Origin of the sequence: Marinobacter maritimus, from assembly GCF_007671675.1 — a bacterium.
In the GTDB taxonomy this organism is placed as follows: domain Bacteria; phylum Pseudomonadota; class Gammaproteobacteria; order Pseudomonadales; family Oleiphilaceae; genus Marinobacter; species Marinobacter maritimus.
In genome coordinates this window covers 306,751-325,449 of the sequence record NZ_VCGW01000001.1, presented here as the reverse complement: position 1 = coordinate 325,449, position 18,699 = coordinate 306,751, and the positions used below count along the sequence as shown (strand labels likewise).

Sequence of the window (18,699 nt, the reverse complement as noted above, 5' to 3'; positions counted from 1 at the left end):
ACTGCACACACGATTAACGATTTGAAAGGTCCACATGAACGTAGAATGCCCCACCTGCAAAAAATCCGTGGAATGGACGGAGTCCAATCCTTCAAGACCATTCTGTTCAGAACGCTGCAAGCTGATTGACCTTGGCGCCTGGGCCAACGAGGAATACAAGGTTCCGGCGGAGAACGCGTCTCCGGACGATCTGGACCAGGGCGGCGAAACAACGCGCCATTGAGTCTGTAGGCCCATTTGAATAATTCTGTCCAAGGGCTTACATGCTTGTAAGTTGTGGTACCCCGGGTAGCCCGTTACCATTCGCCCACAATCAATACCTGCACGCAATCAAGAAGGTAAAAGAATGAAAGTATCCCGTATTTCCGTGTTGGCTCTTTCTCTGGCTGCTGCGCCTGTATTTGCCAGCGACCTGGACCTGAGCCTGACCAACGATTCCGTAAAGGGCCAAGTGAACTTTTTCGGCAACAACAACGACCTTCAGCTCGGCGCCGGTTATACCTACCATGAAGGTAGCCGCCATATTGGCAACGTGGATTTCCACGCCCAAGGCCGCACCGCGCTGGGCAACCTGCCCACAACCGCCGGTATCGGTATGCGCGCGATAGGCTGGGACGACGATCGCCTGGATGGCGGCGCAGTGGGCCTTGGTGGCTTTGCGACTGTGAACATTCCCAACGTTCCGGGCCTTTCCTTCACTGGCGGCTTGCACTATGCACCACGAATCCTCTCGTTTGGTGACTCGGAAGAGATGACCAGTGTTGAACTGCGCGGCAGCTACCGGGTTATCCGCAACGCTGAACTGTTCGCCGGTTACCGGTACTTGAATACCGAACTGGACTCGCCGTACAGCGGTGACATCAACCTGGATGAAGGCGTTATGGCTGGCATGAAGATTTTCTTCTAAACCCGCTTGCCTATCTGGTACGGGCGCCCTCTCCGGGCGCCCGTTTCGTGTCCTCCCTCACGCTTTCCCGAAACCTGCACTGCTAGACTGGCTACCGTTTTTTAGCACGGACTGCCAAATATGCGACTGAATCCCGGGTTACTTATCCTTTGTATTATTTCGCTAACCACTGCCTGCGGAGGCGGCGAAGACGCCATTGACGACGTCCGCAACCAACCCAACAGCTTTGGCGGCACCAACAACCCGGTGGATGATTTCAGCACCGGCAGCACCGGCGATTCCGGCAACAGCAGCGGGCTCAATGCCAACGAAGTCCGAATCACTCTCGAGGTACCTGGCAATCTCGCGCCAGACGGCGAGCCAACACGGCGCAACCTTCGCATTGTTCAGCCAGACACCATCAGCGTGTACCGAACCAACCGAAACCTTCAGAACCTTGGCACTTTGTCCTACACCACACGCCAGGACAACAACGGATTTACGATAATCCGCTTCCAGAATGGTCAGCCTCAGGCGCCAGACGTGATCATTGAAGCTCAGTATGGCAATACAACCCTGCGGGCTCTGGCGGCCGACGCCGACCGGGATGTGAAGATCAATCCGTTCTCCGAATACCTGGTGCGCAACACCATTCCCCGATACACCCCCGGCGAGTACCAGAGAATCCTTGATTGTGTGATGGAGACCAATAACGCCCTGTGCCTCAATAAATATGTCTGGCCCACCCTGGTTGACCAGGTGCACGATTTCGAGATTGATATTCCAGGCAGCGCCAGCATTGAAAGCGCGCTTGACCTGCTGTCGCTGCGTGCAGACTTTGCCAGCTATGTCGCCTCCATGGCCGATTACGCCTTGCTGGATGACCAGTCCTCCGGAAAAATAGCCGCCAGCTCAGCGGACTATAACTCGGTTTTTATGGGGATCGAGCTGGGGCAGACGTTTCTGGAGAGCAGTTTTACCGGATCTGGCCAGTGGGGCGTACGTCTTGGGCGGGAGGAGCAAACCGGTACCGGTGATGAACCCGCGTATCGATATCCGGGGCTGACCCTGGCGAGCTTTGATATTTTCAACATCAAGGTAACCTCACTTGCCACGCAGATTCCGTACGACCGAAAAACCCTTGTGCACAAACGGGGGAATGAATTCTATACCCGGGGTGCCGAAACCTGGGCCCTGAACACGCATTCGTCCTCGCCTGGTGCCGCCACATTGGATGATGATGCCCGGCTGCTGGCTGGCCGTGCGCTTTACCAAAGCATTACAGACCGGAACAGTGCCAGAACAATCGGCTGGACGCGTAACCCCTACTTTCTGGATGCCTATACCGGTGGGGCCGGCAGTGCCAATCTCGGACCGGATCGCGCTCTGGCCGGCTATTTCAGTGCGGGCAAAGCCATTGCCCTGGAATCGGAGGTCGACAAACTCAAGCGCAAAGAGGAACTGGAAGCTCATTATCTCTCAGCGCTGGAGCTCAACCTGTTGCGGGAAGAAGACTTTGATGCAGGAGTCCTGAATGGCCGTGAGTACAACACGGTTTACCTTGCAGCCCGGTTTTCACAATCAGCGACTCCGGTGCAGGTGGAGGCAGGATCTGGCCTGTGGCAGGTCAGTGCGGCTTCCGGCAGCAGCTCTATCAGCCAAACCCAGGCATTTACCACACTCAGCCGAGACAGCTCTGGCGCCGTCTCGGTGAACGATACAGGCACTCGCACAGATAGCTGGACAATAACCCCGCGCTCCGCCCTTCTGAGCAGTGGCAGCCAGAATATCGGCCGGCTTAATCTCGACGTTAACAACCCGGCAGGACCATTTGGCCAGCCAGACCTGGGCGTGGGTGCCAGTGTGCCAAATGGCTCGTTGCTGGCCTTTGCGCTGGCCGACGCTGCATCTCCTGGTGGTGTGATAGGTGACGGCTTGCTTGTTGCTGCAGAAACAACCAACTCTGCGGCACCGAGTTCCGGGCGTTACAGAGTCCAGGGTTTTGTTCTCGCCATGGAAGACGGCTTCAATCGGCTCGTTCACCTCGATAACGGCGTACTGGAGCTTTCAGGCAGCACCGCAAATCTCGATAGCAACACCCTGGAAGTGCATCATTCTGTGGATGATGAAAGCGTCTCCCCGCCAGCTTCGGGCCAACTGGTTGCCAACTTGGCATACATCGACCAAGGCGCCGGCAAGGTTCGCTTAAGCGCCGGAGACATAATTCTGGAAGGCTTCGTGACGGCCGATCTGAGCCAGTTTTTTCTCACGTACCGGGATCGTGTTAACAGCGAGAGGCAGCTCGGTCTTTTGATCGCAACCCAGCTGCCGTGAACCCTCCGCTAACCCTGCTCGTACAACCTGTTATAATTACCAACACTATCGCCCGAATCGGCCGAAATTGCAGGCTCGCCGGGCACACAGACAGGTTGTGACGAGAGGTTTTATGTCCGCTGCAATGCGTTCGCTGATGCTGGTTGTTCCCTTATTCGCTTTTGCCATCGGGGGCGGCCTTTACGTTCCACCCGAACGCTCAGCCAGTGACAGTAATAACGGTTCGGAGCCCGCCTTGAGCTCACTACCTCCACTGCCCGCATGGGCTCGCGACGACCTCCCGGACTTCTCTGGCTATCAGGACACCACTGAGAGGAAGGCCGCGTTCTTTTCGTTTCTGTACCCGCGCATCGTGCTTGCCAATTCCCGCATTCTCATTGAGCGGGACTATCTTGACAGTCTTGCGAGCAAAACCACGCTGTCAAAAAAGGAGCATATTTGGCTCGCCGCTCAATCCAAACGCTTACGGGTGGAGGAAGAGCCTGGTAGCCCCGAGCAATTTGCCCTGCTGGGAAAGCGCCTGGACGTTATCCCACCGTCACTGATTCTGGCGCAGGCGGCCAATGAGTCGGCCTGGGGTACGTCGCGCTTTGCGCTTCGAGGCAATAACCTGTTTGGCCAGTGGTGCTTCTCCAAGGGCTGCGGCCTGGTTCCCCTTAGCCGTGTAGAAGGTGCCAGCCATGAAGTGGCCTCCTTCCCATCGCCCTACCACTCCGTAAGGGCCTACATCCAGAATCTGAACCGACATACGAGTTATCAGGGTCTGCGCAACACTCGCCTTGATGACAGGCAGTCCGGCGATCCGCTTTCCGGGCTTGCCCTTGCCCGCGGATTGGTCAGCTATTCCGTGCGCGGCGAAGAATATGTTAATGAAATTCGTTCAATGATTCGCTATAACAATCTGGAATTCTACGATACCGAATTCAGGAAAACTCTAAGCGATCGCAGCCCATCGCACCTGAAGGATCTGGCATCGGCAAGTGCCGAGGAAGCCCTGCTCCCGGGTCATATTGCCGGTAAGAACGTGGGTGAGAGCACCCGCACTTCTGCCGAGGGCTGATCTCCGATGAACCTCTGATAACCTGAGACTTTCCCGCATGCTTTATTTTCTGCCTGCGCCGCTGAAGGGAACCCTGGCGGCCCTGTCTGTACTCGTCAACACCCTCGTACTTTTTCCGTTTCTGATGTTGTTCGCGCTACTCAAGCTTGTGCTCCCCGTGGTTGCTATTCGCAAGGGTTGCACCGTTGTGCTGAATAACATTGCCAGGTTGTGGATCGGGGTCAACAATCTGGTGATGGATGTTCTGCACAAGGTTGAGTGGGATGTGCGGGGTGCGGAACACCTCAGCCGTGAGCATTGGTATTTTGTCACCTGCAATCATCAGAGCTGGGCTGACATTCCGGCCATACAGTACGTGCTCAACAGCCGAATCCCCCTGCTTAAGTTCTTTCTGAAAAAACAGCTGATATGGGTCCCCTTTCTGGGGGTTGCCTGGTGGGCGCTGGACTTTCCATTTATGCACCGCCACACCAAAGAACAGATTGCCCGGAAACCGGAACTGAAAGGCAAAGACATTGCCGCTACCCAGGCTGCGTGCGAGAAGTTCCGTTATACACCAGTGACCATCTTCAATTTCATGGAAGGGACACGCTTCACCCCCACCAAACACAAACGTCAGAACTCACCTTACAAACACCTTCTCAAGCCAAGAGCGGGTGGCACGGCGTTTGTTCTGGGTGCCATGGGCGACATGCTGCATACCATGCTGGATGTGACGATTGTGTACCCCGGTAAGCAACGTAGCATAGGCATCTGGGATTATCTGAGCGGGCGTATCCGCACCATTGTGATCGACATCCGGGTGCGGGAAATTCCAAAGCAGTTTCTTGGAATGGATTATGAGAATGGGCGCGAAACGCGGGTGGAATTCCAGCGCTGGGTCAGTGGATTATGGGCCGAGAAAGACGCCCGCATAGAAGCCATCAAAAACGAGAACCGGGCCCAGCCTTGATCCGGTTCATCATTGCGCCTCTTGGGCTTTACAGCAGCCCCAGCTCCCGGGCACGAACAGTCGCCTGGGTGCGGGAGCGCACGTCCAGCTTGGCGTTTATACGCCGGGCGTGAGTCTTTACCGTGTGCAGCGAAATGTGCAGCTTGTCGGCGATTTCCTGATTCGATAAACCATTGGCGATCAGCTCGAGCACGCCCTGTTCCCGATCACTGATGGGTTCGGCCAGCAACGCAGGCAAGGTCTTTCCCGCCATGCCAAACAGCCGGCCCAAGGCATCCCGGAACGGGGTGTCAGGCAGCTGGCTGTAGGTCTTCTCCATTAGCTCCTTGAGCTCAAGGTTGAGCTCTGCGAACGGACTTATGAAGTGTTCCTTTTCCGCTTCGAATACCACACCTACAAGAATTTTCTGAGCCGCAGTAACGCCCTTATCTTCGCTGACGAGCAGAGCATTCAACAGCCGCATGTGTATGTCTACGCCCCAGGGAATCGCCTCATCATAGCGTTTACGTATGTTCACGAGCGTTTCACGGGCCCTTACGGTTTCGCCGCGAGCGAGATCCAGGCGTACCTGAAGGCAGTCCAGCAACCCGGGCATCATCGGGAAGAGCTCCGGAACGCATTTGGCTTTCCGGTAGGGCTCCAGCCTCGCAAGTGCCTGAGCGACACTTTCAAGCTGATTCTGAGCCAGCCAGCAACTGGCTTTCAGGGCTTCAAGCACTGGAACATAGAGGGATTCATCCACCTGCCAGGTGTGCATGGTGCGCTCGGCCCGTCCGATCCACACAAACGCATCCTCCAGCCGGCCCTGAGAGCGACACATTAACACCCGTATCGCCATCGCCAGCAGTAATCCGAGATCCCGGGTCTGCTCCGCATGGCGACCACAGGTAACCAGCAGCCTATCGGCCTCCGCGTCGCGCCCCTGATGCCAGAGTACGAGCACCAGATTCAACTGGAGCCGCGTTTCGCCGATTCTGGCGGGTCGGGCGAGCTCCTGTACAACGGTATCCAGGCCGGTCCGCAGCAACTGCTCTGCATGCCGGAGCGCACCTTTGCCCAATTCAATCCGGGCGTGCGCGTACACCGCCAATGCTTCCGAGCCGGAATCTCCTGCCTCCCTGGCCAAGCGCGACGCTGCTCGATTGGCTTCCCGGGCTTCTGTGAAACGCCCGGATGCGCACAACGCACTGGCACGCACCATCTGAGTGACCAGCTGGCCCTGGGTTGAAAGCTCTCGCCCTGAAAGCGCACGTTCAGCCATTTCCAGAGCCGGTGCAACCTGCCCTTCGCCGCGCAGTATAAACGCTCTGAGCGCGCAGATTCGTGTTTCATGCTCTTGTCGGGTTTCATCGTCCATGCCCTCAATAAGGGCCCGCGCCTGCTGGAACTGGCCGCCAATGGCGTGCACCCAACTGTAGACAATTCTTAGCCTGGGGCTGCGTTCAAGCAACGGTGCAGGAAGGCTTTTGCGCAAGCGTAGCAACGATGCCGTGTCCTGCCCCAGCAACAACGCCTCGGAACCCTCAGATGCAATGCGGATAACTTCTTCCGCATCCCCTGCCAACAACGAGTACTTCAGAGCTTCGGGAAACTGGTTGCGGCTGCCAAACCATCGGCTCGCTGCCGCCATCCTGTCGGAATAGCCCGCCATTACAGGTGTTCTGAGCCACTCCATTAACAGCGGGTTGAGCCGGTACCAGCGACCCCAGCCCGGCATGATCTTTACGGGCAGCCCGCGTTCAAATGCCTCGGATGGCAGCAACACACCGTCTGGAATCAGGGATTCAAATGCGAGTAGCAGCTCGTCTGAGCACAGCCCGAGCTCTGATATGGCTCTGAGGGAGCGGACCTGCCCGGGTGTCAGGCTGCCCAATACGGATTCCTTTAAAAAGCGCTCAACACTGGGTGTATCTGCAACAGCGTGTCTCTCCGAGCTTTGACGGATATCCCGGCGATAAAGCGCAAGTGGCGTGGGCCAACCCTCGGTAAGATCGTACAAATGATCAACTGCCACACTGGTTAGCTGCTGATCACCCAGAACATCCCGGAAGAACTCAAAGGTTTCGCTTCGGCTGAACTCCAGCTTTTCGGTACCTAGGCGGGTAAACCGGTTTTCCAGCTCCAAAGCGTGGGTTTCATAGGGCAACGCCTGCCGGGAAAGCATCACAACTGAAAAATGAGGCGGTATATCGGCTACCAACTGCTGAAGCAAGGCAACAACCGCCGGGTTCGTGATGTGATGAAGGCCATCCAGGACCAGAATGGAAGGCTGCGGCGCCTGCACTTTTCTCAGGCCCATGAGCATTATCGCAAGCGCATCAGGAAAGGTAGCGCCGCCTTGCAGGCTGCTTTCAGAGGATTCGGGAATATCCAGTGCTACGGACAACAGATTAAGGAAACGGGTAGGCGCGTTGTCCTGTGAGTTCAGGGGCAGCCAACGGACATTTTCCCCACTGATCCCGGTAGCCTGGATTCCCATGGCCAAGGTATGGGATTTCCCATACCCGCAGGGGGCTTCCACAAAAATCACACCGCGCGGCATTAATGCATCGGCAATCAAAGCATTGAGGTGATGGCGCGCCAACGAATCAGCTGGAACGATCGGTGCCTGTAATCTTTGCTTCAGCAAATCTCTTACCAGTTCGCCACGCTGAAGTCCGCTGTTTGCTGACTGGAATTCGTCATTGGCTGCATAGCCATCGTGGAATGATTTCACACACTGCCCCGGTACGCCTTTAGTATGATAGTGAGGTTAAACCAATTGAGGGGCTGGCTGCAAAGTTTTGACATGAAAGGTGTTTTTTTGGCGGCAGTTTTTTATCACAGAAACATAAACGGCGGGCCGAGGCCCGCCGTTTATGTAGATCAACACGCCCGTTTAACGGGTTCCGGCCCTGCGCAAAGCAGCCGGTGTGTAATCTCTGGACTGGCGCTTGACGCCAAACTGATACGGATCGACTTCCTCGTTTGTCAGACCCAGAACCAGATAGCGGCCAGACAATAGATCGTACAGGGTTTCAACCGCATACCAGGGAACGATCTGATCATAGAACTGCATGGAGTGGGCTTCTGCCACACGCCAGAGCTCACCACGGCCGTCATAGTGGTCAATGACCGACGCCTGCCAGGTGTCTTCGTCAATATAGAAGTCACGCTTGGCGTAGATATGACGCTCGCCCTCTTTCAGGGTTGCGCGCACGTGCCACACACGGTGAAGCTCGTAACGGGTCAGATCCTGATTGATATGGCCAGGCTTGATGATCTGCTCGTAGCTCACACTCCGGTCAACCAGCTTGTAGGAGTTGTACGGAATGTACATTTCCTTCTTGCCAACCAGTTCCCAGTTGTAACGGTCTGGTGCGCCGTTGAACATATCGAAGTTATCTGACGTACGCATGCCGTCAGACGCAGTACCCGGTCCGTCGTAGGCAACCTGAGGTGCACGGCGAACACGACGCTGGCCAGCGTTGTATACCCAGGCGCGACGTGGTTCTGCAACCTGATCGATGGTCTCGTGAACCAGCAACACGTTACCAGCCAAACGCGCCGGAGCGGTGATGGCCTGCTTGAAATAGAACAGTACGTTGGCATCTTCACCCGGGCTGTAATCTTCCAGATAGGTCCTCCAGGTCAACTCATCCTGAAACTTCACGATCGAGTAGGCGCCGTTGGCGGTAGGCGTTGCCTGACCTACGTTGCGCTGTACGGAACCACCACGATATCGCGTAATGTGGTTCCAGATTGCTTCCAGACCATTCTGCGGAATCGGGAATGGCGTTGCATTCTGGTAGTTGCCCAGACCGTTGCCGTCCTTGATCAGCTCTGTACCGGTCGCATTCTTGACCGTTTCATCCATAACGTCTTTCGGGTAAGCCGCTGTACGGTGAGTCTCGTAAACCGGAAGCACGTAGTTCGGGTATTGCTTGATCATTGCTACCTGCCCGGGGGACAGCTTGTCTGCATATTCAGCAACGTTGCTCTGATCAATAGTGAACTGGGGCGTCTCATTCGGGAACGGGTTCACATAGATCCCGTCTCCCTTATAGCCGGCAGGAGGCGTTGTCAAACCACCTGTCCAGGCAGGAATAGCGCCGCCGTTACCGGCCTTTTCCGCGCCCATTGGTGTCAGGGAATCACCGAGTTTGGCGGCTTCTTCGGAAGAAACTGCACCCCAAGCCTGGCCTGCGACAAGACTCGCGGCCAAAACGCCTGTAGCCAGTAATTTCTGGTTTAGTTTCATTTAAATTACCTCGTTAAACGAATTCTTGGCGATTCAGAATGAGTAGGAAACGCTGGCACTCACGAAATCACGATCAGTCAACTCATTATACGGCTTGCCGCCGAAAAAGTTCGTGTAACCGATGTTGCCTGTAATCTTGTTCTGGTAAACCGCTTCAAGGGATAGACCGATAGCCTTGCTACCCTCGTTGAAATTGCCACCCGGCTGTGGGCTGTAACCTTTTACATCATGACTCCACGCCAGTTGCGGCGACAGGTTGATGCCTGCAAAGGCATTCTGGTAGTTCCAGACCAGACGGGAGCGGTAGCCCCAGGAGAAGTCTGTGGTGAAGCCGTCATTGGTGCAATAGCTAGTATTGATGTTTTCAGCCGTACCGCCCTCGCCTTTGCACAGGTCGCCATTGGCAAGAGGCAGAGTGCCGATACCGAAGGTGCCTGAACGACCGTAACGGGCCTCATCGAGGCTTGGCAGATCATGAACATACGTTGCACCAAACTCCGTGATCAGAGACAGGCGACTTGCACCCATTACCTGGTCGAAGAACTTGATCAACGTAAACTGAGCTTGAGATACACCAAAGCGGTCATTACCGGAAACCTTCGAGCCCGGTACTATAGCTCCAAGCTCTTCCAGACGCTGCTGTTCGAGTTTGCTCAGTACTTCTCCATTGGGACCACGTTTCTGCAGACCACCGAAGATCAGCTCGAAAGCGTTCCATTGCAGCGGTACATTGTCACGATAGGAGTATTCTGCACCCAAAGACCAGCCACCCGGGGTGTTGGTGTTGATGCTGATACCATAAAGATCGATATTTTCGGGGTACTCTATGAAGTACGATGGGAACGGGCTACTTCCGTCCTTGATGGTGCCACTCACATAGGGTAAGCGGCTATTATACTTGATGTAATAAAAGCCAAGCTCGGAATCGTTCAACGCAGGAACATACCAGCGCATTGCAACCCCGAACTGATCTTTCGAATCTGCTTCAACATCTCCAAGGCGCGGCGCTATGAAACCCTGGGCCTGAGCCTGGGAATCCGGCAACTGGCCCGCAAGTAGTACAGGTCCACAACCATCGGAGGCAAAGTCGTTGGTGGAGAAGAAAGTGCCGCAATCATCCGGGCGAACGGGTGCCCAGTCTGTTTGCACAAACGCCTCAATCGATATATTTTCCGTGACACCCGCCGACATGTAGAGCATTTCAACTGGTAACAGAGCATCTTTAAGCTCGGAACCTGGAGCACGAAATGCTGGCACGTCAACAGGGTTGATTGTGTTTATACCACCCTGAATAAAGGTACTCTCGCCCCAACTGACGACCTGCTTGCCATAGCGAACGCTCAGGGGGACATTACCAAGGTACCAATCAGTGAACACGTATGCGTCAAGGATTTCACCACCCGACGCATTAGCTTTCGCCTCGCTGTTCAGTTCCCGTTGCTGCCCCACGTAATCGACAGCGCGGTTCTCGTCTTTGAGTTCAAAATCATACCAGTAGCGACCTCGAACCAGCGCACCCACACGAGTCAGGGTATCGCTGTTCACATCGTAGTTCAGGAACAGCTCGCTGTTGCCTTTAACGATCTTGGAGTAGGTATCGCCTTTATCGAAGTTCAGGTTGCCATCGTCGTAGTTGTTCGTCGACGCACCTGTGGTGGTGTTGGCAAACTGCGGACCAAGGTTGCCCTGCGCAATCAGGCGTTTGTCGCGCTCAGAAACCCTCCAGCCGACACCGGCGGACAGCGTGGTGTTAAACTGGGTTTCTACATCCCCGAGGTAAAAAGAATAAGCAGATGCTTGACCAGACATACCGGCCGCCACTGCCACGGCGAGCGGTAATTTTGTCCAACGCTGCCATTGATGGATTTTTCTTGTCATTGGAAGGCTACTCCATTTGTTGTTCTGAGTCGCTGCTCTGATTATTGGTGTTCACGATGTATAGGAGGCTTCATGCACAGTGCTCGTGATCTAGGCACTATAGCTAACGCTGTCCAGTGCTTTGATCAGTCAAAAGTATGATTTTGCCCTCACCACCCGCTCACCACCCCGATCGACGCCGGGTTTCTTCGTACTGCGTTCACTATAGACAACAATTCTGGATGCAACCACTTTGCTTTTGATCGTTTTTTGCTCCAGCTATGGCTTGTGTGGAGCCTCCAGATATTCCTGGGACTGCATTTCCAGAAGACGCGATTCGGTGCGTTCAAATTCAAAGCTCAGACGCCCGCCGGAGTATAGTTCTGTTATCGGAGCCGCCGCTGAAATAATAACCTTCACATTGCGATCGTAGAACTCGTCTATCATATTTACGAATCGGCGCGACTGATCGTCTTTTTCACCGCCGAGGACGGGGACATTACTGACAATGATCGCGTGGAATTGGCGAGCCAACTCAATGTAGTCGTTCTGGCTACGGGGGCCGTCGCACACGTCTTTGAAATCAAACCAGACCACATCATCAGCGTGGGCCTGCGCGGGAATCTTGCGTCCGTTGATCTCCATGGACTTGCTGTGTTTACCCGCCTCAACTGCCAGAGCATCAAAACTACTGCGCAGGCTGGCATCGGCTTCTTCGTCCAGGGGCGAGTGGTAGAGCTCCGCCTGCTCCAGAGTCCGCAGGCGGTAATCAACGCCGCCATCAACGTTCACCACATCGGTGTATTTCTTTACGAGCGCGATGGCCGGCAAGAAGCGCGCCCGCTGCAGGCCATCTTTATAGAGGCCGTCGGGCACTATGTTGGAAGTGCACACCAAAGTGACGCCACGCTTGAACAGGCCACCCATGAGAGTTGCGAGAATCATGGCGTCGCCAATATCGGACACAAAAAATTCGTCGAAGCAGATCACGCGGGTTTCATCGGCAAACTTTTTAGCCACAAGATCCAGCGGATTCTTTTCGCCTTTGAAGTTTTTCAGCTCCTGGTGAACCCGTTGCATAAAACGATGAAAGTGCACGCGCATCTTGCGCTTGAACGGCAAGGACTCGAAGAACGTGTCCATAAGATAGGTTTTGCCACGGCCAACACCACCCCAGAAATAAAGGCCTTTGACTGGCTCTTCCCTGCCCTTTCTTAACTTGCGCCGCAATTTGGCCATTGCTTTGCCGCGTTCGCTTTCCGCTTCCACCAGTTTGTCGTAAAGTGTCTGAAGGCGTTGCACAGCATCAGCCTGAGCGGCATCCTTGAGAAAGTCCGAGCGCTCAAGATCCGTTTGGTAGCGCTGCCATGGCGTCTGGTGCGCAGGCGTTTCAGAAGGCATAGAAGCTGTCATCAGGAAATCCCGGGGTCTGATCGTTGATTTTGGGCGGCGAATTATCGCGTATTTCCGGTTTTTTCGCCATGCTGAACAGCGGCTGGGCAATACGACGATTGGCGCAGCACTCAAGCATGGGCTGATGAGGCTGCGAGCGTTATACTGACTCACATAGTTTGGTTCATTTTTTCGGCAACAGGACGACACAGCATATGACAAACCTGATTCTGGCAGCGATTGCCGCACTGATTGTTGGCATTGTCATCGGAGCGATTGTTGGCCGCTCGGGGCAAGGATCCACGCTCCGGCAACGCCGTGCGGAGCAACAGGCAGAAGAACTGCGCAACGAGTACACCCGTTATCAGGCCCAGGTGAACGAGCATTTTATGGAGTCAGCCCATTTGTTGCGCCAATTCAATGACGCGTACCGCGATGTGAACCAGCATATGGCTCGCGGTGCGAATCGCCTGTGCAACGATGAGGACTGGATGGCCGAACTTGCTGAGCAAACATCCCGCAAGCGCCTGGAGGAAGTCAGCGAGGATGGCGCTGAGCCACCCCGGGATTACGCCCCCAAGACTTCGGGCACGCTTTCTGAAGACTTCGGTTTAAAAAAGGGCGAGAAAGCAACGCAGGCTTGATCAGACTGGATTATCGCAATCGATAAACCGATGACTGATACCAAATCCCTTTTCTAACGCTGCACCGAGCGCTTTTACACCGTAGCGCTCGGTCGCGTGGTGCCCGGCGGCGTAATAATGAATGCCACACTCTCTGGCGGTGTGGGTTGTCGGTTCGGAGATTTCGCCGCTGATGTAGGCATCGAGGCCTGCATCAATCGCGGTGTTGATAAACCCTTGCGCCGCCCCGGTACACCACCCTACCCGTTTGATATCTGCTTTGCCGTCGCCAACGATTAACGGTTCGCGGTGGAGCGCTCTGGCAATGTGCAACCCGAACTTCTCACGGCTCATTGCTTCCTGAAGCTCTCCCTCCCAGACCAGCCCGTTTAACGGTCGCGGGTTCCTGACATCGAGGATATCTGCAAGCTGCCGGTTGTTGCCGTATTCCGGGTGATCATCCAGCGGCAGATGGTAGGCGACGAGGTTGATGTCGTTATCCAGCAGGCGCTTGAGGCGTTCACGCTTCATGCCTTGAATGCGCTGGTCTTCGCCTTTCCAGAAGTATCCGTGGTGAACAATTAGCATGTCTGCGTTTGCGGCGATGGCAGCTTCGATCAGTGCGCGGGAGGCGGTTACGCCGGTGACGATGATATTAACGTCGCGCTTGCCTTCAACTTGCAGACCATTTGGACAGTAGTCTTGAAAGTTCTCAGGCTGGAGCCATTCATTGAGTTTCGCGAGAATGCTGTCACGATTTGCCATGTGCTTTCTCCTCCTGTTTTGACCTGGACTCTGGAGTTACCGGCCGGCAGGGAAAGGTCTTCCGGGAACCGCTACAAGCACATCCGTGTGCGCTTGACTCCGGCCATCCATGGCCTCCGACATTCCCGGAAGACCCTTCCCTGCCGGCCTCTATCGAACTTTTCTCGTTTACAGGGAGTTAAGGCCTGAAATCAGTGAATTGTTCTGTTCAGGAGTGCCAATGGTTATTCTCAGGAAGTCGCTAATTCTGGGCTTGTTGAAGTGGCGAACAATGATGCCTTGCTCCCTCAGAGCTTTTGCCAGACTTTCACCAGACTTCGCCCTGTGACGGGCGAACACGAAGTTCGCTTTAGAAGGTAAAACTTCAAAGCTCAGGCCTTCCAGACTTTTCGTCACGCGTTCGCGTTCGGATATCACACCTTTGCAGGACTTCTGGAACCAGGCTTCGTCTTCGTAAGCGGCTTTTGCGCCAGCCAGGGCAAGCCTGTCCAAAGGATAGCTGTTGAAGCTGTTTTTAACCCGGTTCAGAGCTTCGATCAGATCCGGATGACCGATGGCGAAGCCAACGCGCAGGCCCGCCAATGAACGGGCTTTGGACAGCGTCTGGCTGACCAGCAAGTTGGGATATATGTCGACGAGCTTGATGGCAGATTCGCCACCAAAATCCACGTAGGCCTCGTCCACCACGACCACGCGCTCCGGGTTGGCCTGCAAGATTGCTTCTACGTGCTCGAGCCCGAGGTAACGGCCGGTGGGCGCGTTGGGGTTGGGGAAGATGATTCCGCCGTTGGGTTGTTTGTAGTCTTCCGGGTTGATCTCGAAGCTGTCTGTGAGGGGTACAGTTCTGCCTTCTATCTTGTAGAGGCCGCAGTACACCGGATAGAAGCTGTAGGTGACATCCGGAAAGAGAACGGGCTGGCCGTGCTGGAACAGGGCGTAAAAAATGTGGGCCAGAACTTCGTCGGAGCCGTTGCCCAGGAATACTTGCTCGCGCGTTACGCTGTGATATCCGGCAATGGCCTGGCGCAGGCTTTCGCCTTCCGGATCCGGGTAGAGGCGCAGGCTGTCATTGAGTTCGGCCTGTATGGCTTCGATGACTTTTGGTGAAGGGCCGAAGGGGTTTTCGTTGGTGTTCAGCTTTACCAGATTAGCCATTTTGGGCTGTTCGCCTGGTACATAAGGAACCAGGCTGCTGACCAAAGGACTCCAGAATTTACTCATCGTTTTTAATCCTGTATTCAGCTGAACGAGCGTGAGCCGTCAGCCCCTCACCCCTTGCCAGAACAGAAGCGACACGCCCCATTCGGTCGGCGCCCTTAGCGCTGAACCCGATAATTGAGGAGCGTTTCTGGAAGTCGTAGACACCCAACGGAGATGAGAACCGGGCTGTTCCGCTTGTGGGCAATACGTGATTTGGTCCAGCGCAGTAATCGCCTAAGGCTTCGGCTGTGTAGCGGCCCATGAAGATAGCGCCCGCATGGCGGATTTCTTCCAGTAGGGCTTCCGGATCCTCCACGGATAGTTCCAGGTGTTCCGGAGCTATGCGATTGGATACTCTGGCGGCTTCGCTGAGGTCGGCAACGTGAATCAGGGCTGCGCGATCGGTCATGGAGGTGCGGATAATGTCGGCGCGCTCCATGGTGGGCAGCAGTTTGTTGATGCTGGCTTCAACCGCATCAAGGAAGTCTGCGTCCGGACTGACCAAGATGGACTGGGCCTGTTCGTCGTGCTCGGCCTGGGAGAACAGGTCCATGGCGATCCAGTCCGGGTCGGTTTTGCCGTCGCAGATCACCAGGATTTCCGAAGGGCCGGCGATCATGTCGATGCCGACGGTGCCAAAGACTTCACGCTTGGCGGTGGCAACGAAGATGTTGCCGGGACCGACGATTTTGTCTACAGATGGAATGGTTTCTGTGCCGTAGGCCAGAGCACCAACGGCCTGTGCGCCACCCACGGTGAATACACGATCAACACCCGCGATGGCTGCTGCGGCCAGTACCAGATCGTTCACCACGCCATCCGGAGTGGGAACCACCATAATAACTTCTCTCACACCGGCTACTTTCGCAGGAATCGCGTTCATCAGAACAGACGATGGATAGGCCGCCTTGCCGCCGGGAACATAAAGCCCTGCGCGATCCAGCGGCGTTACCTTTTGGCCCAGCACAGTGCCGTCTTCGTCTAGGTACTGCCAGGATTTCTGGTTCTGCCGTTCGTGGTAATCCCGAACCCGGTCCGCAGCCTGTTCCAACGCCACGCGCTGATCTTCCGGGATTGCTTTCAGAGCCTGCTGCAAACGGCTCGGGCTCATCTCCAGCTCTGCAACACTGTCCACGTTCAGCCGATCAAACTTTTCCGTGAACTCCAAAACCGCCTGATCACCGCGGGTTTTCACTTCATGCAGGATATGACGCACCGATTCGTTCACCTGATGATCAACACTGTCATCCCAAGCCAGCAACGTAGCCAGCTCACTGTCAAAGTCACTTTGGGAAGCGTTCAATCGTTTGATGCTAACGGTCATTTCTCAAATCCTGCTTTGGATTACAAACTCTATCTGCGTTTTTCGACGGCAGCCGCCATCTTCTCAATGATGGGGTTAATCTGCTCGTGTTTCATCTTCATAGAGGCACGATTCACCACCAATCTGGTGCTGATATGGTCGATCAACTCCCGCGCTTCCAGACCATTGGCCTTCAGCGTATTACCAGTATCCACAATATCGACAATCTCGTCGGCCAAACCAAGAATCGGCGCCAACTCCATCGCGCCGTAAAGCTTGATGATATCGGCCTGCCGCCCTTGCGCAGCGTAATAGCGGCGAGCCATGTTCACGAACTTGGTGGCTACACGAATACGCCCTACCGGCGGCGCTTCACCTTTGGGGCCAGCGGTCATCAGACGGCAGCGAGCGATGTTAAGATCCAGAGGCTCGTAGAGGCCTTCCCCGCCATGTTCCATCAACACGTCTTTACCCGTAACGCCCAAATCGGCACCGCCATACTGCACGTAGGTAGGCACGTCGGTCGCGCGGAGAATGAGCACGCGCACACTCGGATCCGTGGTGGGAAACACCAGCTTGCGGGATTTCTTGATATCGTCGACCAGTTCAATCCCGGCTTCTGCCAGCAGCGGCAGGGTTTCTTCCAGGATTCGCCCCTTCGACAAAGCGATGGTGATGGAATCTGTCATGCGTCCTTCCGGTATCCCGTTTGTGTCGGTCACGCTGGCAGGCGGCGAATACTTCCACCAAGCAGCTGCAGTTTCTCTTCAATACACTCATAGCCACGATCGATGTGGTAGATACGATCGATAATGGTATCGCCGTCTGCCATCAAACCTGCAATGACCAGGCTCGCGGAGGCACGCAAGTCGGTTGCCATCACTGGCGCACCGGTCAGATGGTCAACGCCTTTAATAATCGCGGCATTTCCTTCCAGGGTGATATCGGCACCCATGCGAGTCAGTTCCTGCAGGTGCATAAAGCGATTCTCGAACACCGTCTCGATAATCGTGCCAGTACCCTCTGCCACAGCATTCATGGCGGCGAACTGGGCTTGCATATCCGTCGGGAAAGCCGGGTAAGGTGCCGTACGAATATTGACCGCTTTTGGGCGCTGACCTTTCATATCCAGCTCAATCCAGTCAGGACCAGAGGTGATATGGGCGCCGGCTTCTTCCAGCTTGAGCAGCACGGCGTCGAGAAGGTCCGCGCGGGTATCTTTCAGTTTTACACGGCCGCCGGTCGCAGCTGCCGCCACCAGATACGTGCCAGTTTCGATACGGTCTGGCAACACGTTGTAGTGGCAACCGTGCAGGCGCTCAACCCCTTCAATTTCAATGGTTGAGGTGCCGTGCCCGGTGATCTTGGCCCCCATGGCAATCAGGCACTCGGCCAGATCCACCACTTCCGGCTCGCGGGCAGCATTTTCGAGGATGGTTTTGCCATCCGCCAACGTTGCGGCCATCAACAAGTTTTCCGTGCCGGTTACCGTTACCACATCCATGAAGATGTGCGCGCCCTTCAAGCGCCCGTTGGTTTTCGCCCGGATGTAACCGTTTTCCACCTTGATATCTGCGCCCATCTGCTCAAGGCCCTGAATATGAAGGTTTACCGGCCGGCTACCAATGGCACAGCCACCGGGCAGAGATACTTCTGCTTCACCAAAGTGCGCAACCAGAGGTCCAAGTACCAGAATGGAGGCACGCATGGTTTTGACCAGCTCGTATGGCGCGTGGAAATGCTTGATGGTGTTGGCGTGAATCTCCACGCTCATTTTCTCATCAATCATCAGCTCCACACCCATGCGGCCAAGCAGCTCGATCATGGTGGTAACATCGTGCAGATGCGGCAGATTGCCTACGGTAACCGGTTCGTCGGCCAGCAGCGTTGCCGCAAGAATAGGAAGGGCAGCGTTTTTTGCACCGGAAATCCGGATTTCGCCGTCCAGAGGCTTACGGCCCCGGATCAAGAGTTTGTCCACAATAGTAATCCTGTCGTGTGCGAGCGGTTCAGCCCCAGTGTCCTGTCTGGCTAATTACTTAACCTACTGAGCCACTGAGGGCTTTGAGAGCTAGGCGCGGTGGCGA

Annotated in this window: 15 protein-coding genes; 6 read left to right on the top strand and 9 right to left on the bottom strand. The window is 55.3% G+C overall.

The window, feature by feature from the left end; translation table 11 throughout:
- Window positions 1-34 precede the first annotated feature (34 nt).
- The 5 genes from yacG to FFI90_RS01485 all read left to right on the top strand — a co-directional run bounded on the left by yacG (window position 35) and on the right by FFI90_RS01485 (window position 5,232).
- On the top strand, window positions 35-223 hold the full coding sequence (yacG, locus tag FFI90_RS01505) for a DNA gyrase inhibitor YacG (protein ID WP_144775865.1): 189 nt from the start codon (window positions 35-37) through the stop codon (window positions 221-223).
- A 123-nt stretch (window positions 224-346) separates the two neighbouring features.
- Window positions 347-907: a YfaZ family outer membrane protein gene (locus FFI90_RS01500; protein WP_144775863.1), complete on the top strand. Its 561-nt coding sequence runs from the start codon at window positions 347-349 to the stop codon at window positions 905-907.
- A 120-nt stretch (window positions 908-1,027) separates the two neighbouring features.
- Window positions 1,028-3,220, top strand: coding sequence for a hypothetical protein (locus tag FFI90_RS01495; RefSeq protein WP_144775861.1), 2,193 nt, complete (start codon window positions 1,028-1,030; stop codon window positions 3,218-3,220).
- A 112-nt stretch (window positions 3,221-3,332) separates the two neighbouring features.
- Window positions 3,333-4,280: a glucosaminidase domain-containing protein gene (locus FFI90_RS01490; protein ID WP_144775859.1), complete on the top strand. Its 948-nt coding sequence runs from the start codon at window positions 3,333-3,335 to the stop codon at window positions 4,278-4,280.
- Window positions 4,281-4,317: 37 nt separating this feature from the next.
- Window positions 4,318-5,232 (top strand): acyltransferase, encoded by a 915-nt coding sequence (locus FFI90_RS01485; RefSeq protein ID WP_144775857.1) that lies wholly within the window; start codon window positions 4,318-4,320, stop codon window positions 5,230-5,232.
- A gap of 28 nt (window positions 5,233-5,260) precedes the next feature.
- On the opposite strand, the gene FFI90_RS01480 is transcribed toward FFI90_RS01485, so the two are convergent.
- The 4 genes from FFI90_RS01480 to zapE form a co-directional block, all read right to left on the bottom strand.
- Window positions 5,261-7,948: a LuxR C-terminal-related transcriptional regulator gene (locus FFI90_RS01480; protein WP_144775855.1), complete on the bottom strand. Its 2,688-nt coding sequence runs from the start codon at window positions 7,946-7,948 to the stop codon at window positions 5,261-5,263.
- A gap of 162 nt (window positions 7,949-8,110) precedes the next feature.
- Window positions 8,111-9,472 carry a DUF1329 domain-containing protein gene (locus tag FFI90_RS01475; RefSeq protein WP_144775853.1) on the bottom strand — a complete coding sequence of 454 codons (1,362 nt, stop codon included), beginning with the start codon at window positions 9,470-9,472 and terminating at the stop codon, window positions 8,111-8,113.
- Window positions 9,473-9,505: 33 nt separating this feature from the next.
- Window positions 9,506-11,350: a DUF1302 domain-containing protein gene (locus tag FFI90_RS01470; protein ID WP_144775851.1), complete on the bottom strand. Its 1,845-nt coding sequence runs from the start codon at window positions 11,348-11,350 to the stop codon at window positions 9,506-9,508.
- Window positions 11,351-11,608: 258 nt separating this feature from the next.
- Window positions 11,609-12,730 (bottom strand): cell division protein ZapE, encoded by a 1,122-nt coding sequence (gene zapE / locus FFI90_RS01465; protein ID WP_425463082.1) that lies wholly within the window; start codon window positions 12,728-12,730, stop codon window positions 11,609-11,611.
- Window positions 12,731-12,936: 206 nt separating this feature from the next.
- Here zapE and FFI90_RS01460 point away from each other — a divergent pair, with 206 nt between their 5' ends.
- Window positions 12,937-13,365, top strand: coding sequence for a Z-ring associated ZapG family protein (locus FFI90_RS01460; protein WP_144775847.1), 429 nt, complete (start codon window positions 12,937-12,939; stop codon window positions 13,363-13,365).
- On the opposite strand, the gene FFI90_RS01455 is transcribed toward FFI90_RS01460, so the two are convergent.
- The 5 genes from FFI90_RS01455 to murA form a co-directional block, all read right to left on the bottom strand.
- Window positions 13,366-14,109 carry a Nif3-like dinuclear metal center hexameric protein gene (locus FFI90_RS01455; protein WP_144775845.1) on the bottom strand — a complete coding sequence of 248 codons (744 nt, stop codon included), beginning with the start codon at window positions 14,107-14,109 and terminating at the stop codon, window positions 13,366-13,368. It abuts the gene before it with no gap.
- A 168-nt stretch (window positions 14,110-14,277) separates the two neighbouring features.
- Window positions 14,278-15,330 carry a histidinol-phosphate transaminase gene (gene hisC / locus FFI90_RS01450; protein ID WP_144775843.1) on the bottom strand — a complete coding sequence of 351 codons (1,053 nt, stop codon included), beginning with the start codon at window positions 15,328-15,330 and terminating at the stop codon, window positions 14,278-14,280.
- Window positions 15,323-16,633: a histidinol dehydrogenase gene (hisD, locus tag FFI90_RS01445; protein WP_144775841.1), complete on the bottom strand. Its 1,311-nt coding sequence runs from the start codon at window positions 16,631-16,633 to the stop codon at window positions 15,323-15,325. Before hisD ends, hisC begins: the two co-directional genes overlap by 8 nt.
- A gap of 29 nt (window positions 16,634-16,662) precedes the next feature.
- Complete coding sequence (gene hisG / locus FFI90_RS01440; RefSeq protein ID WP_144775839.1) at window positions 16,663-17,301, bottom strand: ATP phosphoribosyltransferase; 639 nt, start codon at window positions 17,299-17,301, stop codon at window positions 16,663-16,665.
- Between the two features lie 29 nt (window positions 17,302-17,330).
- A complete protein-coding gene (gene murA, locus FFI90_RS01435; RefSeq protein WP_144775837.1) occupies window positions 17,331-18,593 on the bottom strand; it encodes a UDP-N-acetylglucosamine 1-carboxyvinyltransferase in 1,263 nt (420 codons plus the stop codon).
- Window positions 18,594-18,699 lie beyond the last annotated feature (106 nt).

What these genes read in the sequence shown, in the direction of transcription:
- yacG (WP_144775865.1), top strand. Translation starts at nt 35, where the DNA reads ATGAACGTAGAATGCCCCACCTGCAAAAAATCCGTGGAATGGACGGAG.
- FFI90_RS01500 (WP_144775863.1), top strand. Translation starts at nt 347, where the DNA reads ATGAAAGTATCCCGTATTTCCGTGTTGGCTCTTTCTCTGGCTGCTGCG.
- FFI90_RS01495 (WP_144775861.1), top strand. Translation starts at nt 1,028, where the DNA reads ATGCGACTGAATCCCGGGTTACTTATCCTTTGTATTATTTCGCTAACC.
- FFI90_RS01490 (WP_144775859.1), top strand. Translation starts at nt 3,333, where the DNA reads ATGTCCGCTGCAATGCGTTCGCTGATGCTGGTTGTTCCCTTATTCGCT.
- FFI90_RS01485 (WP_144775857.1), top strand. Translation starts at nt 4,318, where the DNA reads ATGCTTTATTTTCTGCCTGCGCCGCTGAAGGGAACCCTGGCGGCCCTG.
- FFI90_RS01475 (WP_144775853.1), bottom strand. Translation starts at nt 9,472, where the DNA reads ATGAAACTAAACCAGAAATTACTGGCTACAGGCGTTTTGGCCGCGAGT.
- FFI90_RS01470 (WP_144775851.1), bottom strand. Translation starts at nt 11,350, where the DNA reads ATGACAAGAAAAATCCATCAATGGCAGCGTTGGACAAAATTACCGCTC.
- zapE (WP_425463082.1), bottom strand. Translation starts at nt 12,730, where the DNA reads ATGCCTTCTGAAACGCCTGCGCACCAGACGCCATGGCAGCGCTACCAA.
- FFI90_RS01460 (WP_144775847.1), top strand. Translation starts at nt 12,937, where the DNA reads ATGACAAACCTGATTCTGGCAGCGATTGCCGCACTGATTGTTGGCATT.
- FFI90_RS01455 (WP_144775845.1), bottom strand. Translation starts at nt 14,109, where the DNA reads ATGGCAAATCGTGACAGCATTCTCGCGAAACTCAATGAATGGCTCCAG.
- hisC (WP_144775843.1), bottom strand. Translation starts at nt 15,330, where the DNA reads ATGAGTAAATTCTGGAGTCCTTTGGTCAGCAGCCTGGTTCCTTATGTA.
- hisD (WP_144775841.1), bottom strand. Translation starts at nt 16,633, where the DNA reads ATGACCGTTAGCATCAAACGATTGAACGCTTCCCAAAGTGACTTTGAC.
- hisG (WP_144775839.1), bottom strand. Translation starts at nt 17,301, where the DNA reads ATGACAGATTCCATCACCATCGCTTTGTCGAAGGGGCGAATCCTGGAA.